A 16342-nucleotide genomic window follows, 5' to 3' on the forward strand; every position below is an offset into this window, starting at 1 on the left:
ATATTGACAAATAAAAATATTTGAATTATAATATATTTTGACTGAGACCTCTCACCGTTTTAGTCAAAATTTCAATAGAAAGGAGGAGAATCTATGGACACTAATCAAATTTTGATAACTTTTTTAACTTCATGCGTCCCTGCGTTTCTTGTTTATCTCGCAAATAAACATCAAACTGATTCCAAAATAAAAGAATTAAAGGCACAATCTGAAAGTGAATTGCAGAGGCTTGAATAGGGATGCCCTGTTTTAGGGCGTCCTCTTCATCAACGTGAAGAGCAATCGCATTCCTAGCCTTACTATATCCTAGGATGTCTGCAACATCTTTCCCGACGAACCACGGCTCGTCATCAATTGTCAAAGTACGGACTTCCTGTCCGTGAAAATTAAAAATTTCGTTCATAGTATTCCTTTCTAAATTTGGTATAATAAAATAAAAACGATTGGAGAGTTTTATGAAAATAGATGTGCCTATTGAATATAGAGATTGTCGAAGAACTACCACAATTAATACTCCTTCGAAATGCCCTCACTGCGGTAGAACCATGTCTCCTCTACACGTTGGACAAAGTACAAGCTCTGAAACAACCAGTATTTCAGAAGAAGGGAGATTTTCCGTTATTTTTCGATGTTCCTTTGAAGATTGTTTAAAATATTTTGTGATAGAATATATCAATGATAATTATGAAAATGCATCAACGGTAAATTATACCTACCGCCCTCCAATCAAGGTTAAACTCCCTGAAAACATAGAAAAAGTTTCTCCTGTTTTTGTCGAAATCTATTCTCAAGCAACCGTTGCCGAATCTGAGGCATTAAATCAAATTGCAGGCGTCGGCTATCGTAAAGCGGCAGAATTTCTCATAAAAGATTACGCAATATCTAAAAATAAAGACGACGAAGGAAAAATCAAATCAATTATGCTTGGTCAAGTAATCGCTGACTACTTAAATGATTTTCCCAAAATTCAAGCTTTAGCAAAATCTGTTGCTTGGATTGGCAATGATGAAACTCATTATGTTCGCAAGCATGACGACAAAGATATCCAAGATTTGAAGAAATTCATTCTCTCAACAGCTCAATTTATCGCAGCAGATTATGACGCTGATGAAGCATTGTCTTTCACTTCTTCCAATTGAGAAACCTTAATATCCAACTCATCCAACTTCTCAGCAATATATGTCACGGTCCTCAATACTTCATTGAGGGCTGTTCTTTCTAGTTCGTTCATATTTTTTCTACTCCTCTAGGGAAGAATTTTTTGGAAGTCTGCTTATGATATCTTCGGCAAATTTCTTAACACTTGATGTTTCGAAATCAATATATTTTTTGTACAGTTCATTTACTTTATAAATGTGGTAATGCATCATAGTATATGTCACAATTAAAGATGTCAGAACTGATATAATGAATGTTTCCATTTCCACTCCTTACAATTTGGTTGCTAGTAAACTCTCAAGATAACTAGTTTTTCTTAAAATTTTTTCAACTAACTCATTGTCTGCCTTTACAAAGGTAGACTTTTTTTCCCACTATACGGATACCGTTTTGGTCTCATCATCCTGCCTCCTCATTCAAAAACTTATTGATAAAATACTGCTGCCCCTTGCCAGTGACCTTGACGGTCTTGCTGACAGAGATATGACCGTCAGGATGTGTGATGGTTGACTCCTTGATTTCAAAGAGTTTCATTTCCATGCTTCGTTGTGTTGGCATGTTCCAGTCAGAGCCTTTTCGCTTGATCAAGTAGCCATTTTCACGCAACCAGACAAAAAGACGATTGCCTCCGATTTTGTAGCCGTTTTGACTGATGAGCTTAGCAAGGTCTCCGACCAAGATAGACGTGTGACTTGCGCTGACTGCGTCCGCAAAGAGTACCTTCGGTTTGTCCGCCTCTATCTGAGCTTCCAGCTTGTTGACTTTCTGATCAGCCATGAGCAAGGCTCTTGCCATAATCTTCTCAGGGCTGTTAAAGTCCTTTTCTACCTGAATAAAGTACTGTCGGACTTGCTTACCTCTCTCTGTCCGCTGGATCATGGCAATTTCTTTGGCCATGTCTAACTTGATGATGTGGTCAGTCGCTCTGCGTCCTCCTGTACTTTCCGACAAAAATGTCGAAAAGTCTTCGTTTTCTGTAAATCCATATTCAGTCATGCGTGGGAACCATTTATCATATGGTGTTTTAACTCCCAATGCCTCATGCAACTGACGACCAGATACAATCGGCTCGTGATTATCATTCACAGTCACTTTAATAACTTCGTTCATGTTTTCCCTCCAACTCCTCAAATCTTTCCTACTCAATCCCATAATCTTCAATCACTTGGAGAATGAAGCTGTTCGCTCGTGGTCCTTTAGTCGTACCACTTAGAATGTTTGTTACTTCTTGTCGTTTAAAGCCATAAGCAACCGCTAGAGTTGCTTTTTTAATGCCTTTCTCCTTTAAGAAAGCATTAACTCTTTCGCGACCGTTTGCGATATCTGGCATATATACCCCTCCTCTTTACTAATTTGTAAATAAGAAACAACTAAAATTTTAACTATTTTTCTGCATTACGCTTGACAACTAACACCAAATCGGCTAAAATGAAAGCATAATAAAAACACTAATAAATCTATAAATACCGTTCGCCAAAACATTTTTTATAATTTATTTCTTAGTTGTTTTTTTAGTTGTAACTTACTTACAAAAAATATTTTACACCTTTTAGGATAATTAGTCAACCTTTTTACACCAAATTTGTTAAATATTTTTTGTGATGTCTTAGAAAGGTTTATTTAACAATGTTTGAGACATTTGAAAAAATAAAAGAATTGGCAAAAAAGCGTGGAAAATCTCTTGGACAAGTCGAAGAAGACTTAGGTTATGGCAGAAATACACTGTATAAGATAAAAAACTCTACTCCAAATGCTGAACGTATAGCAGAAATTGCTAACTACTTCAACGTGTCCACCGACTACCTGCTTGGTCGTACAGATAACCCTGCTATTGCTGGAGTAAAAACTACAAAAACAGAAATAGATCTCAAAAAAGACGCAGTAGAAAGCTTCTTTTACGATGGACACGAACTAAACAACGAGGATTTAGACCTCATCTCCTCGCTACTAGAAGCTCGTATGAGAAATAGAAAGTAATACTTGCCTATGACAACACCCGAACAAGTCTGTTCTGAACAAGGTATTGATCTAGTTTATTTTGACGGAAGAGGTTCCCACAATAAAGGACTTTACAACCAACCCCACAATCTCATAGCGGTAGACACTTACCTAAATGATATAGAGAAAAAGAAAGTCATCTATCACGAGATAGGGCACAAAGACCACAACCCGGAGCAGTATAAACGAAGACGAGAAGAATACGAACTCCAAGCAGATAGAAACATGATCCACTACCTGCTAAAAGAAGAACTAGAAACGATGGATGACATCACTAATTTCAACTACCTCCACTTCATGGATAAATACAACCTCAAAACCATGACAAATGAAATCATGGTAAAAGAGGAATATTTAGCATTGGTCGAATGAAAGGAGACTCACATGTCTTACTCGTATGTTGCTTTAGATATTGAAACTGCGAATGACTTTCGCGGTAGCATTTGTTCTATCGGATTAGTAAAATTTAAAGATGGAAATATTGTTGATGCTTTTTACACTTTAATCAATCCAGAAGAAGAGTTTGATGATTTCAATATTTTCATCCATGGCATTACACCTGAAGATGTTCTTGATTCACCTACATTCCCAGAGGTGAGAAAGACGATTGTTGATTTTATTGGTTCTGATATAGTTGTAGCCCACTTTGCACAGTTTGATATGGGTGCTCTTAAAGATGTATACCAAAAATACGAGCTGGATTTTGATAATATAGAATATATTTGTTCGTATCGATTAGCCAAAGTCGCTCTCCCTGGACAATTGAATTACAAACTAAAAAGACTAGCTAAAAATTTGAATATTGAGCTAGACCACCACAACGCTTTATCAGATGCACGAGCAAGCGGATTGATTTTAGAATACTTACTATCTACAAATTCATTTTCCGACCTCAACGCTTTTTTAAAAGAATATAGATACAATAAAACCGGCTTACTTGGTCAGTATGGATTTAAAAGAAAAAAAGGTTATCAATACAAGGAAAACCTTATCTATCAGCCAACAGAAGAAGAAAAAGCAGCAATGAACCCAGACCATTATTTTTACGGTTTATACTTTTGCTTTACTGGAAAACTCGAGCGAATGACTAGAAAAGAAGCTAACAAAGCTGCTGCGTTAGTTGGTGGTATTCCTGAAAAAGGAGTGACCAAACACACTAATATCTTAGTTGTAGGGGAGCAAGATTGGAGAGTTGTCGGCACAGATGGGTTAAGTAGTAAAATGAAAAAAGCACAAACCTTGTTAGAAAAAGGTCAAGATATTGAAATCATGACAGAAAATGATTTTATAAGATTGCTTGAGGAATAGTAAACAAGAAATAAAAAAGCCCCACACTCTCCAACAGCAATCTTTGAATATAAGGATTCAACTTTCCATTTTTGACAAAATGAAATATATTTGATAATATATAGTTACCAACCTAGGAGAAATCCTAGTGCAAATAATCTGGTTGGCACAAGCTGCCACGCAGAAACGGTAACTATAAATTTAGTTACCGTTTTTTGTTGAATTAAAAAACAAAAAAGCCCCACGCTCTCCGACGGCCATCTTTGAGTGTGAGGATTCAACCTTCCATCTAGCAAGCAATGGAAAAGATGATAAAAAAATACAGTTATAGTTTATCATAAATTCTACACCTTTTCAACTATGCGGGCAAGCAATCGAAAAGAAAGGACATTTTATGATAAAAAAATACATTACAAAAAAAGGAGAGACTAGATATCTCTTTCAAACATACCTGGGCATAGACCCTGCAACTGGAAAAGAAAAACGTACAACACGCCGTGGTTTTAAAACCATTAAAGAGGCTAAGGTTGCCGAACGTGATCTTCTCTTAGATGTTGAAGAGAATGGTTTTTCAAACAATGAGGATTTCCAGAACCCTACTTTCGCTGAAGTTGCTGAGTTATGGCTTGATAGCTTTAAAAGTACTGTAAAACCAACAACCTATCAGAACGTTAAGAAAAAACTTAATGTTATGATTGACTCATATTTCACAGATATAAAGATTAAGCAGATCAGTGTCGCTTATTGTCAGAAGGTGGCTATAAAGTTAAGCAATCGCTATATCCTATATTCCAATTACTACTCTGTCATTAGCCGTATTTTCAAGTATGCCACTTCTATTGACATCATTAAGTCAAATCCCTTAGACAAGATTATCAAGCCTAAAAATAAACCCTTAAAAGGCAAAGAAAACTACTATACAAAACAGGAACTAACCGAGTTCCTTAAAGTTTACAAAGCAAATTGTAAGCCAGTAGACTATACCTTTTTTCACTTACTCGCTTTTTCTGGCTTGAGAACTGGAGAAGCTATCGGACTCATGTGGTCAGATGTTGACTTTGAAAATAAACGATTAAGCATTTCTCGCACGGCTGTCGTGATTGACAAAAAACAAACTGTGCAGGATCCTAAAACCAAAAGGAGTAAGAGGGTTATCACCCTAGATGATGAAACTCTGAATGTTTTGAAACTCTGGAAACGACAGCAAATAAAAGAATATTTTCAGGCTGGTGTGCCTTACAAACATGATTTGAATTATATTTTTACGAATGACATAGGGGGATGGCTTTTAGCTGCAACTATGAAAGTGAAGCTTAGCAGATTCTTTTGTAAACACAAAGAACTTAAAAAAATTTCACCTCACGGATTTAGACACACACATGCTTCTCTCCTATTTGAAGCTGGTGTTACAGCGAAAATCATTTCAGATAGACTTGGTCACAATAATGTTCAAATCACCCTTGATATGTATACCCACATCAATGATAATCAACGTGTTGAAGTCGTTGACCAGTTCATGGATTTCATCCGCTCCAGCTAAAAGTAAAGTCGTATTCAATCTCGTATTCACTTTCACTTAACACGCTAGAAGTCCACTAGTTTCAAAGGATTAGCAAGCTGTGTACTATTTATGGTATAATGAAAGAATGAAATACCAAAAAATTGATTTAAAAGAAGTTCGTCAACAAGCTAAACAGTTTCAAGCTGAACATCCACGTTTATTGCTTGTCTTTTTATTACCAAGCATTTTCCTGATTCTATCCAGCTTCATAAGTCCGTTATCCCTACTTGATGAGGGAATTCTTGAGCAATCCTTCTTTACTTTTTTGATGAGCTTGATCCAGTCCTCACTCTTTCCTCTAGCAGTTGGATTCACAAGTTCTATTATCCTAGCTGGTGCTCTGTTTACAACCATTAATCTTTATAGAATTTCCGAGATAGAGCTTTCTTTTAAAGATAGCCTGTCCTTACTTGACAATCGCTTCTTCACCCAGACCTTTCTGACTCTCTTGCTCAAGCGTTTCTATCTCTTTTTGTGGAGCATCCCTAATATTTTTGGAGTCTACTTGCTCTTTTACAGCAGTGCTATGGCTCGTAAATTTGTAGAACTTCACCCTGAATTTCCAGCTGTCGACGTGACAAATCCAGATATCGAACACTTCCTGCTTACTTTCGCTCTCTACTTCTTTGGTAGTGTCCTTGTAATGATTTTAGGAACCATTCTCTATCTTCCGCAATACTACGCTTATTCCCAAGTTGAGCTACTCCTATGTGACACCCTTGCAATTGGAATTGCTAAACCAAGTCGTGTGCTACATACCAGCCGCTTTCTCATGAAAGGCTATAAGTTTCAACGCTTCGTCCTTGATTTACAGCTACTTCCATGGTATCTCCTTATCTGGATAAGCTTTGGAATTGCAAGTATTTCTATCTTCCCTTATATCTACAGTAGCCAAATCTTCTTCTATCAAAGGTTACTTGAAATCAAGCGGAGAAAAGTTTAAGATCAGTTATTAAAAACCAGCACCTTCTATGGATAGTGCTGGTTGTTTTTATTTTAATAAGAGGATGCTCAAAAGAGTTAAGATTGCTGGACCACCTTGCTTGAGAATGATTTTTTTATCTGCAGTTAAGGCACCATAGGTCGCTGCTCCTATGACAAATAAAACAAAGATTGTTACGATTTCTAAGCTATGTGAGAAATAAATTCCGTAAATAAGAAACACCCCAATCAAGGCATTATAAATTCCTTGGTTTTTAAACAGTGAGGTGACAGATGGTCGTGCTAATTCTTCCTTGTTCATATTAAAGACACGGCTGGTTGCGTCTGATTGGGTTGCGATACTTTCCAAATAAAAAATATAAAAATGCTCGAGGGCAACGATAGTTGCTAGGATAGTAGTAATGATTGACATCGTTTTCTCCTTAAAATTCTATTTTTTCTAAACCTGAGACTAGTTTTGTTAGTAAAGTTATCAGCTCTCTCTGCTCAGTTGTCGATAAAATGCTCTCCATCTGTTCCTTCACTCGCAAGTGATGTTTAGGCGGATTGACCAAGAGTTGATTCTTGGCTTCTTGGGTTAATTCAACTAAGACTTCTCGCTGATTGGCCGGATTACGCTTGCGACTGACATAGCCCTCTGACTCTAAAACCTTAAAATGACGGGTCAAAGCTGCCTGGTCAATCTGTAACTTCTCCTGAACGGCAATCTGGTTGCAGGGTGACTGCTGCAGTAAAAACTGCAGGATTTGATAGCGGGTCAAACTAATTCCCAATTGTTTCTCAAAAAGTTGAGTGATCATCTGATCTGTTAAATGGAGCTGGTACAGTAAGTCGTTAATTTTTTTCATTTCTACCTCCCTGCGTAAACTTGATTTGTCAACTATTGACTTATCAAGTATATTACAGAAAGATTAAAAACGCAACTATTTTGCTTACTCACGAAAAATAGCCTCTTGGTTTCAATCCCAAAAGGCTATTATTTCTATATTCTAGATAAAATCCAGCACTAGCCTACCAAGTCCACTCGAAGGATTTCTCCCTCTTTATCGATGACAACTTCGATGGCATGGCCCGCAAAAATTTCCTCGCTATCATCATAGTAGAGGGTCAATTCTCCGTCTTCGTTGATCGATAGTTCACTCAAGGAAAGTGAGTTGGTAAAATACTCTTCTGTTAACTCCACATCATTTTCATCTGAATCAATCCAGTCTTGAGCTGTTTCCCAGAGTTCTTTGACAATATAGTTTTTAATCTGATCATCATGGACTTGGAAAGTTCCCATAAATTTCTTTAGAGTATCGAAAGAACTTGGAGGAAGACTTTCATCTGCACTCGCAGCAAAGATAGCATGAATCTTACCACCCTCGTAAGTGATAAATCCTTCAAACCAAGAATAGGCTCTGTTTAAGGTAAATTCTCCAATAGCGTCTTGAATGATGACCGGTTTTTGATAGGTTTCAATCAAGGTCTCTAACCTAGAGTCTGTGGATTGGTCATCTAGGTATTCCAGCAAGTGGTAGCAGTTATTAGCTACTTCTGACATATATGGCTCTAACTCCATGAAGGGGCGTTTTTGGCATTTGATATGATGAATTTTGTAGGGTTCAAAACTAAAGCCCCATCTCTTTTCTTCAAATTCCTCAGGAGTCAATCCCCATTCCAAACGTCCCTCACGTTCAGAGAAGTCCTGAGTTTCAACATTGACACTAGCTTTAAAATGAACGGACGGCATTTTACAACCATCTTTTAAAGAAGCAGCCCCATTTACATTTTGGAGGGTAAAAATCAAGAGCTCAACAATTTCTCCAGTAAATTCCTGTTCAAAATCATCTCTTGTTTTCTCAAATGGAGTTTTTAATCGATTTGTCATTCACTTCATCCTTTCTCTCTATGCTTAAAAGCGTTAGTATAACTTTGTATTCGCTTACATTTTAACATGTTTTAGATTTTATTTCACTTATCAATACTATTTTACACAAAAAGAAGCTAGACTTTTAAATGTATAGCTTCTTATTATTCTTAATTCATAGATACGTGAACGTGGTCATAGTGGTTTTCTGTGATACTACCACGGTCTGGGATTGGATTCCAAGTGTAAGCCGGTCCATATTTACTTGGGTATGGTGCGTAGAAACGTTGTTTCCAGATGATGTAGCTAATGCCACGGCTAGCCATATTTTGGATAGCATAATCTGCAATTTGGTCTCCAAGAGCAGAGCTTACTGGAACCATAAAGTCAATGGCAAGGCCTTTTCCGTGGTCTCCGCTATCTCCAGGACGGTAGCCGCTAAATGATGTGATACCAAATAAGTTAGCAATTTCTTCTTTAAAGGCAGCCGTTTGTGGTTGTAGACCTGCATTTTCTGATTTTGAAGCTGCAATACTTGCATAATCAGGAGCTGCTGGGGCTGCATAAGTGTTTGAAGAGTGCTGACTTGGTTCTGCTTGATAGGTAACGTCTTCTGTATCAGATGCGCTTGTAGCCGTCTCTACAGCTGTTTCCTCCACTACTGGAGTTGAGTTCTCTACTACTGGGCTCGCAACTTCTGCTACAGTTTCAGTAGTAGCCTCTGCTACCGGCTCTTCTGCTGGTGTTACAACTTCTGTAGTAACCTCTGCTACTGCTTCTTCAGTCGCTTGTGGTGCTACTGCTTCAACTTGAGACTCTGTTTCTTCAACTGGTTGAGTTAAATCTTCAACCTGTACAGTTTGGTCATCTACAGTGACTTGGTTGGTTGTCAAATCTGCTCTTGCAGTTGTGCTTTCACCTGCCTGAGCTGTGTCAGGGGTTTGGATTTCAACTTCCGTCACTTCTTCCTCATCATTAACAGTTGTAGTAAGCACTGTCTCAGGGAAAATCAGATCAATATTGCTGATCTTGTTCAAGTTAGCAAGAACGGTCACATCCACTCCCAAAGCTTCGGCAATGGTACTTAGAGTATCTCCATACTGAATCGTATAGCTTGTTTTATTCTCATTCTTAGTAACATCGTTTTGAATTTGCTCAACACTGCGCGCTGTCCATACTAGTTCTTCTGCTTGAGTTGCCAATACAGGGGCAAAGGACAAGGCTACTGTTGATGCTAAAATAATTCTTTTCTTCATACTATCAAACTCCTTTTCATATGTAGTACCTGTCTATCATAACACAAAGAAAAGAGAAAAAAAGCCCTTTTGGGGCTATTTAACAGAACTGTACATTCGTTGTAACAAATCACATTACTTGAAATAGTTTGTTAGTTTCTTGTCATCAGGCTGACACATTCTTCTTAAAGAAAGTTCTAGAAAGAAAGTGAACTAATATCTTCTAAACGCTCTATCTGTTGATTACAAGTTGCAGGTGAGGCAAGAAAATTGATACTCTGAATCCCACTATTTTGAGCAAATTCTATATCCAAAGTCCGATCGCCGATATAATAAGTCTGCTGAGGACTTAATCCATACTTATCTAAAAGATAAATCGCAGCTTCTGGACTAGGCTTCCGAGCAAAACCACTTTGATTGGTTAAAATTTCTGTGAAATAGTGGGCCAAACCCAAATTCTCTAAAATTGTAAAAGCATTGTCCCCTTTATGGGTATAAACAAACTGCTCAATTCCTTGCTGGTCTGCCCAAGCTAAGATTTCACGCGCCCCAGGCATCAGAACCACTTGAGCATTCTTCTCAGCCAAGCTCTGAGCACGAACCTGATTGAGCATGTCTGCATCCAAGCTTCTTTCTTCTCCCACCTTTTCCAACAGATCTTGAACGGAAGTTTGTAGAATAAAGGCACGAACCTCAGCCTTATCATAAGGAATGTCAAACTGGGCAAAAGTCTCTTCGATTCCTGCTAAAATAGCCTCATAAGAGTCCAACAAGGTCCCATCTAAATCCCAGATAAATCCAATTTTTTTCATATGTCATCCTTTCAAAGAGATATATTGCTTATAACGATAGCGTAGGAAGAACCAACGGAAACCATTATCCAAAAGCGTTCCTGCCCAGATGCCAGGCAAACCCCATCCAAGAACAATTCCCATCAGGTAACCAGTCCCAATACGGATGCACCACATTCCAATACTTGTCGCATAAAAGGGGAGGCGTGCGTTTCCCAAACCCTGCCAGACAGCTGTATAAATAACTGTTCCCGTCGTCATAGGAGTCCCTAGTAGAGAGAACAGAGTCACTAGAACACTAGCTTCAATAGCCACAGGATCACTAGTGTAGAGGTGACTTAGGGGCGTTCCGAGAGCATAGATACTGAGTGTTAAGGGCAACATAAGAAAGAGGGATAACCAAAAAGTTTGCTTACTTAAGTTGTCTACCCTTGCCCAATCATCTTCTCCAACTGCTCGAGCTACCTGCATGACTGTTGCTGTAGCGACACCAAAGGCTGGCATATAGTTAAACTGAGTCAATACTTCACCGATTGCATTTCCTGCGACTGCCTCAGTTCCGAAAGAAACAACCAAGGCAATAATGACCACATCTCCAGCTCGCATCATGAGACGTTCTCCCGCTGCAGGTAAAGCCAAGGTCAGCAGGTCTTTATCCAGTCCAAAATTTGGTCTCGTATATGGAAGTTTTAATTGCGACCACAAAATCACAACCCCGACCAAACGAGACAAAATAGTCCCCCAAGCTACACCAGTTATCCCCATATCAAGGATAAAAATGGCGATACTTGAAAAAAGGATGTTTAAAGCATTGGATAAAAAACTCACATAAAGGGGAAGGCGCGGATTATGGGTGGCGCGAATCAAGGCTCCTAGACTAGTCATCAAGCCCAAGAGGACGATTGTCCCTCCAACTAAAGCTAGGTATAGTCCTCCACTCTCAGCCACAGCCGCTTCTGTCCCCAAAAGGACAATCATCTCTCGTCCTGCAAAGATGGATAAGACACCTAAAACTAAACTCAGTAGCAAAGTAATCTTAAGTGCTTCTGTCACATGATAGGCTAGTCTAGATTGATCTTTCTGTCCCAAACTTTTGGAAATGACACTGGAAATAGCCGCTCCCAAAGCAATAAAAATCGCTTGGTAAATGGTTATAATATTGCCCGCTACAGACACACCCGAAATGGCGATTAAGCCCAAATGTGCCACCAGATAGCTATCGACCATCCCCATGAGCATCTGCAAGAAATTTTCACCCATGGCTGGCAGGGCTATGTTGAGAATGTCTTTATTTTTCTTAAACAATCCTTCCTCCTGATGAAAAGAAACTCAGTTAGTTGCCCAACCGAGTTTACTTCCTCTGTCTTAAAGTCCTAGATAAGATTCTACTGCAGCCTGCATCTCTGCTGCTGCAACAGTTGTCTTGTGACGAACTGGAGCTGTTTCGAGGCCATCAACTGCAGGTGGCACTGCTACTCCTGAAATTTCATGTAGTTGAGCCAAGGCTTCAAAATCGCTCAAACCTGATTGCCCAGTTACAGCTTCTACTGCAACCACTGGGAATTTATAAGGACTAGCTGTTGAAGCAATCACGGTCTTAGTCACATCACCTGTCGCCGCTTGGTATTTTTTATAAACAGCTGAGGCAACCGCTGTATGTGGATCCTCAATGTAGGCATCTGTTTGATAAACACGCTTGATTTCTGCTGCTGTTTCCGCTTCAGTCGCATACTCTGCTGCAAAAAGGTCAAGAATCTCTGCATCAAAATCTGTCAATTCATACTGGCCTTGGTTATTCAAAGCATTCATAAGTTCAGCTGTCTTAACCGCATCATTACCCAAAAGGTGGAAAATCAAGCGCTCCAAGTTTGAAGAGACCAAGATATCCATCGATGGGCTAGTTGTTACCTTAAACTCACGTTTCTTGTCATAGACACGAGTTTTGAAGAAGTCTGTCAAAACATTGTTGTCATTTGAAGCACAGATTAGCTTGCCGACTGGTAGGCCGATTTGTTTAGCGTAAAAGGCAGCCAAGATATTCCCAAAGTTCCCTGTCGGTACGGTGAAGTTAACCTTGTCACCAGCCTTAATCTCACCAGTTTTAACAAGCTGAGCGTAGGCATACACATAATAGACAATCTGTGGTACCAAACGACCGATATTCATAGAGTTAGCAGATGAGAACTGGAGCTCGTTAGCAGCCAATTTTTCACGAAGCTCCACATCGTTGAACATGTGCTTAACGTTGGTTTGAGCATCGTCAAAGTTTCCATCGATGGCGATAACATGAGTATTGTCCCCAGTTTGAGTAGTCATTTGTAACTCTTGTACCTTGCTGACACCGTCTTTTGGATAAAAGACGATGATTTCAGTTCCAGGAACATCCGCAAATCCTGCCATGGCAGCTTTACCAGTATCTCCAGACGTCGCTGTCAAGATGACAATCTTGTTTTCCAAGCCATGTTTTTTGGCAGCTGTTGTCATAAAGTATGGCAAGATAGACAAGGCCATATCCTTAAAGGCAATGGTTGAACCGTGGAAAAGTTCCAAGTTGTATTGGCCATCTAGTTTCACAAGAGGAGCAATGGCTGGCGTATCAAACTTGCTGTCGTAGGCGTTGGTGATACAGTAGTCCAACTCTTCTGCTGTAAAGTCATCCAAGAAAGCTGACAAGACAAGCTTAGCTACTTCTTGGTAAGAAGCGTCCTTTAATGTTTCAAAATCCAAATCAACCTTTGGATAGCTAACTGGAGTAAATAAGCCTCCATCTGTTGCCAAACCTTGCAAAATCGCTTGGCTGGCTGTTACTGTATTTTTCGCATCACGCGTTGATTGATAAACTAATGTCATAAATCTCTATCCTTTATCTATAGTCTCATCCATTATAACATGATTTTTCAGAAAATTCTCCCTTTATAAGAAAATTATAGAGTCAATTTTTCTTTCAAAGGCTCTAAATAGGTCATTTCTTGCTGACCTCTTATCTTAAGACCTTGCTCTGCTATCGCTAGCAAGTCTTTTGAGAATTGAACAATTCCAGCTGTCTCCTCATCTGAAAGCTGTTTCTTAGAAAACTGGCGTCTCAAAGATTTGTAGTCACGACCAAATTTCTCAAAGAAAGGTGCTGTTTCTAGGTAAATTTCAAGCTTGTCTAGATTCACCAGCAAGCCTAAATGAAAGGCTGTCGAAGAAAAGGTTCGATCTAGTGGCTGTGTACAAACACTACGAAATTCGACCGTTCCTCGAGTTGTTAAGTCTTGGAATTGGTAACTACGGTGCGTTTGGAAATCCTTCTCTTGAGGAACAAGCAGAGTTTCTTTTCCATTTAGAGTATAGGCAGTAATCTCATCAGTATCTAAGTAATCTCTAGTCCGAATTGGAGAAAAATAGTAGGTTTCCCCATCACGTTCTGCTGTAAAAATCGCAGAGTGGTCTAGATAATCAAAGAAATCATCCTCTCCTTTGAAGAGTTTTGAATTGACACCGACATTCTCTGGATAAATTCCATGCATGGAATCTTCCCAAAAAATATCTCGTGAAATCAAAGTATCCCATTCTGCTCCCGAAAACTGAGAATTGGCAAACAGGTAAGCTTTGGCTGCCTCAAGCTGAGTGAAAGCATTGATGACACGTAGGTAGTTAGCAGTCGATACATCCAACTGAACTTGACTCCCACAGATAAAGGCTCCATATTGTGGAAAGTCATGCAAATCAGCTCTCTTTTGACGACTTCCCATATTCAGATAAGCCATCAACATTTGGTAACGTGGATAAGCCACAGGTCGATTGTCATTTTGATTCCAGTTTGGATGAATCCCCCACCCCTGGATAGCATGATCCTTTTCTCCAAGCTTTTCCTGAATGACCTTCATATAGGCTTCAAAGCGTTTTTCGACCTCTTGGATATTCTGAGCTCTACCAAAGGCAAACTCCAAGGTCGTGTAGGAAACCTCAAACAGAATTCGATCCTGACTCATCGGTTCTACAAGTTGAATCGGGTTGCCATCCTGATCCTCCTTTTCAACTTCTAGACTGAGAGCATCCACCAAAAAGCGCATCAAGTCCTTACTGACTTCAATATCTGTAGGTTTCCCTTTCGTATGTACGATAGGAAACTCCAACTCAATACCGATGTATAGATCTGGATTTTCTTTGATATTTTTTAGATAACGATTTTTCAATAACTGGATAGAAGGGGACATAGATACCTCTCACTCTAAATTCTCTTACTAGAAAGATCAATTGCTTTCTATATTATACCAAAAATCGGAGACAAGCTTGTCGAAAAAAACTTTCCAAAAAATGATGGTAGATTTGGATTTTATACTAAATTTTGCAGATTTTCTTTCACAACCTTCTTTAAAAAAGCTTATATGTTAATATTTAAAAAGATGAAAATTTGAGCATTTTCTTAATCTTTATTATAATTAGTTGCTTTTTTTCTGAAATCGATTTATACTTAAGGAGTCTTAAAGTTTTCTTAAACTACAAGTCAAACATTTTATAAGGAGGAATGACAATAATGAGTATCGGAATCATTATTGCGAGCCACGGTGAATTTGCCGCTGGTATTCATCAGTCAGGATCTATGATCTTTGGTGAACAAGAAAAGGTTCAAGTTGTAACCTTTATGCCAAACGAAGGTCCAGATGATTTATACGCCAAGTTCAACAATGCTGTGGCTGCATTTGACGCAGAAGATGAGGTCCTAGTCTTGGCTGACCTTTGGAGTGGTTCTCCATTTAACCAAGCTAGCCGCGTAATGGGAGAAAATCCTGAGCGTAAATTTGCCATCATCACAGGACTTAACTTGCCGATGTTAATCCAAGCCTACACCGAGCGCCTGATGGACGCTAATGCTGGAGTGGATAAAGTCGCTGCGAACATCATTAAAGAAGCCAAAGATGGCATCAAGGCGCTTCCAGAAGAGCTCAATCCAGCTGAGGAAGTTGCAACTGCTGCAGCTGCTCCAGTTGCCCAAGCTGCTATTCCAGAAGGAACTGTTATCGGAGACGGTAAATTGAAAATCAACCTTGCACGTCTTGACACACGTCTCCTTCACGGGCAAGTCGCAACTGCTTGGACACCAGATTCAAAAGCTAACCGTATCATCGTTGCTTCAGATAACGTAGCTAACGACGACCTTCGTAAAGAATTGATCAAACAAGCGGCTCCTAACGGAGTGAAGGCTAACGTTGTTCCAATCAAAAAATTGATTGAGGTTGCTAAAGATCCTCGCTTTGGTGAAACACATGCCCTTATCTTATTTGAAACACCTCAAGATGCCCTTCGTGCTATCGAAGGCGGTGTGCCAATCAAGACTCTTAACGTTGGTTCAATGGCTCACTCAACTGGTAAAACAATGGTCAATAACGTATTGTCAATGGACAAAGACGACGTTGCTACATTTGAAAAAATGCGCGACCTTGGCGTTGAATTTGATGTACGTAAAGTACCAAACGACACGAAAAAAGATTTGTTTGACTTGATTAGCAAAGCTAACGTTCAATAATTTACATTA

The 16342-nt window shown here is 39.1% G+C and carries 18 protein-coding genes and 1 pseudogene; 7 read left to right on the forward strand and 12 right to left on the reverse strand.

Features of this window, described 5'->3' with window-relative positions; genetic code table 11:
- Positions 1-235: 235 nt before the first annotated feature.
- A pseudogene (locus tag ADH90_RS10740) lies at positions 236-403 on the reverse strand (Bro-N domain-containing protein); the annotation flags it as partial.
- 52 nt (positions 404-455) lie between these two features.
- Here ADH90_RS10740 and ADH90_RS02520 point away from each other — a divergent pair.
- A complete protein-coding gene (locus ADH90_RS02520) occupies positions 456-1139 on the forward strand; it encodes a DUF4145 domain-containing protein (protein ID WP_049529821.1) in 684 nt (227 codons plus the stop codon).
- Here ADH90_RS02520 and ADH90_RS11695 read toward each other — a convergent pair.
- The 3 genes from ADH90_RS11695 to ADH90_RS02535 all read right to left on the reverse strand — a co-directional run bounded on the left by ADH90_RS11695 (position 1097) and on the right by ADH90_RS02535 (position 2488).
- Positions 1097-1231, reverse strand: a complete 135-nt coding sequence (locus ADH90_RS11695) for a hypothetical protein (protein WP_275043270.1) — start codon at positions 1229-1231, stop codon at positions 1097-1099. The genes ADH90_RS02520 and ADH90_RS11695 overlap by 43 nt on opposite strands.
- A 326-nt stretch (positions 1232-1557) precedes the next feature.
- Positions 1558-2268: a phage antirepressor KilAC domain-containing protein gene (locus ADH90_RS02530; protein ID WP_049529823.1), complete on the reverse strand. Its 711-nt coding sequence runs from the start codon at positions 2266-2268 to the stop codon at positions 1558-1560.
- A 28-nt stretch (positions 2269-2296) separates the two neighbouring features.
- Entirely contained in the window at positions 2297-2488 is a 192-nt protein-coding gene (locus tag ADH90_RS02535; RefSeq protein ID WP_001112860.1) for a DNA-binding protein, read from the reverse strand.
- A 296-nt stretch (positions 2489-2784) separates the two neighbouring features.
- Here ADH90_RS02535 and ADH90_RS02540 point away from each other — a divergent pair, with 296 nt between their 5' ends.
- The 5 genes from ADH90_RS02540 to ADH90_RS02560 all read left to right on the forward strand — a co-directional run bounded on the left by ADH90_RS02540 (position 2785) and on the right by ADH90_RS02560 (position 6947).
- Positions 2785-3135, forward strand: a complete 351-nt coding sequence (locus ADH90_RS02540; protein ID WP_049529824.1) for a helix-turn-helix domain-containing protein — start codon at positions 2785-2787, stop codon at positions 3133-3135.
- Between the two features lie 9 nt (positions 3136-3144).
- Positions 3145-3528 (forward strand): ImmA/IrrE family metallo-endopeptidase, encoded by a 384-nt coding sequence (locus ADH90_RS02545; RefSeq protein ID WP_049529825.1) that lies wholly within the window; start codon positions 3145-3147, stop codon positions 3526-3528.
- A gap of 12 nt (positions 3529-3540) precedes the next feature.
- Complete coding sequence (locus ADH90_RS02550) at positions 3541-4464, forward strand: exonuclease domain-containing protein (RefSeq protein WP_049529826.1); 924 nt, start codon at positions 3541-3543, stop codon at positions 4462-4464.
- 373 nt (positions 4465-4837) lie between these two features.
- Complete coding sequence (locus ADH90_RS02555; protein WP_049529827.1) at positions 4838-5983, forward strand: site-specific integrase; 1146 nt, start codon at positions 4838-4840, stop codon at positions 5981-5983.
- Between the two features lie 106 nt (positions 5984-6089).
- Entirely contained in the window at positions 6090-6947 is an 858-nt protein-coding gene (locus ADH90_RS02560) for a DUF975 family protein (protein ID WP_049529828.1), read from the forward strand.
- Between the two features lie 48 nt (positions 6948-6995).
- Here the strand turns inward: ADH90_RS02560 and ADH90_RS02565 are convergent, their stop codons facing one another.
- The 8 genes from ADH90_RS02565 to ADH90_RS02600 all read right to left on the reverse strand — a co-directional run bounded on the left by ADH90_RS02565 (position 6996) and on the right by ADH90_RS02600 (position 15023).
- On the reverse strand, positions 6996-7358 hold the full coding sequence (locus ADH90_RS02565; RefSeq protein ID WP_049529829.1) for a DUF1304 domain-containing protein: 363 nt from the start codon (positions 7356-7358) through the stop codon (positions 6996-6998).
- Positions 7359-7368: 10 nt separating this feature from the next.
- A complete protein-coding gene (locus ADH90_RS02570) occupies positions 7369-7794 on the reverse strand; it encodes a MarR family winged helix-turn-helix transcriptional regulator (RefSeq protein WP_049529830.1) in 426 nt (141 codons plus the stop codon).
- A gap of 158 nt (positions 7795-7952) precedes the next feature.
- Positions 7953-8816, reverse strand: coding sequence for a DUF2262 domain-containing protein (locus tag ADH90_RS02575; RefSeq protein ID WP_049529831.1), 864 nt, complete (start codon positions 8814-8816; stop codon positions 7953-7955).
- A 149-nt stretch (positions 8817-8965) separates the two neighbouring features.
- Complete coding sequence (locus ADH90_RS02580; protein WP_049529832.1) at positions 8966-10051, reverse strand: LysM peptidoglycan-binding domain-containing protein; 1086 nt, start codon at positions 10049-10051, stop codon at positions 8966-8968.
- A gap of 176 nt (positions 10052-10227) precedes the next feature.
- Positions 10228-10842, reverse strand: a complete 615-nt coding sequence (locus tag ADH90_RS02585) for an HAD-IA family hydrolase (RefSeq protein ID WP_049529833.1) — start codon at positions 10840-10842, stop codon at positions 10228-10230.
- 3 nt (positions 10843-10845) lie between these two features.
- Positions 10846-12126, reverse strand: coding sequence for an MATE family efflux transporter (locus ADH90_RS02590; RefSeq protein ID WP_049529834.1), 1281 nt, complete (start codon positions 12124-12126; stop codon positions 10846-10848).
- A 60-nt stretch (positions 12127-12186) separates the two neighbouring features.
- Positions 12187-13671: a threonine synthase gene (gene thrC, locus ADH90_RS02595; RefSeq protein ID WP_049529835.1), complete on the reverse strand. Its 1485-nt coding sequence runs from the start codon at positions 13669-13671 to the stop codon at positions 12187-12189.
- A gap of 74 nt (positions 13672-13745) precedes the next feature.
- The gene (locus ADH90_RS02600; protein ID WP_049529836.1) at positions 13746-15023 is read right to left on the reverse strand and encodes a glutamyl-tRNA synthetase; all 1278 of its coding nucleotides are present in this window, start codon (positions 15021-15023) and stop codon (positions 13746-13748) included.
- A gap of 320 nt (positions 15024-15343) precedes the next feature.
- Here ADH90_RS02600 and ADH90_RS02605 point away from each other — a divergent pair, with 320 nt between their 5' ends.
- The gene (locus ADH90_RS02605) at positions 15344-16333 is read left to right on the forward strand and encodes a PTS sugar transporter subunit IIB (protein WP_049502677.1); all 990 of its coding nucleotides are present in this window, start codon (positions 15344-15346) and stop codon (positions 16331-16333) included.
- Positions 16334-16342: the final 9 nt, after the last annotated feature.

This window comes from Streptococcus pseudopneumoniae, assembly GCF_001073085.1.
GTDB classification, from domain to species: Bacteria; Bacillota; Bacilli; order Lactobacillales; family Streptococcaceae; genus Streptococcus; species Streptococcus pseudopneumoniae_M.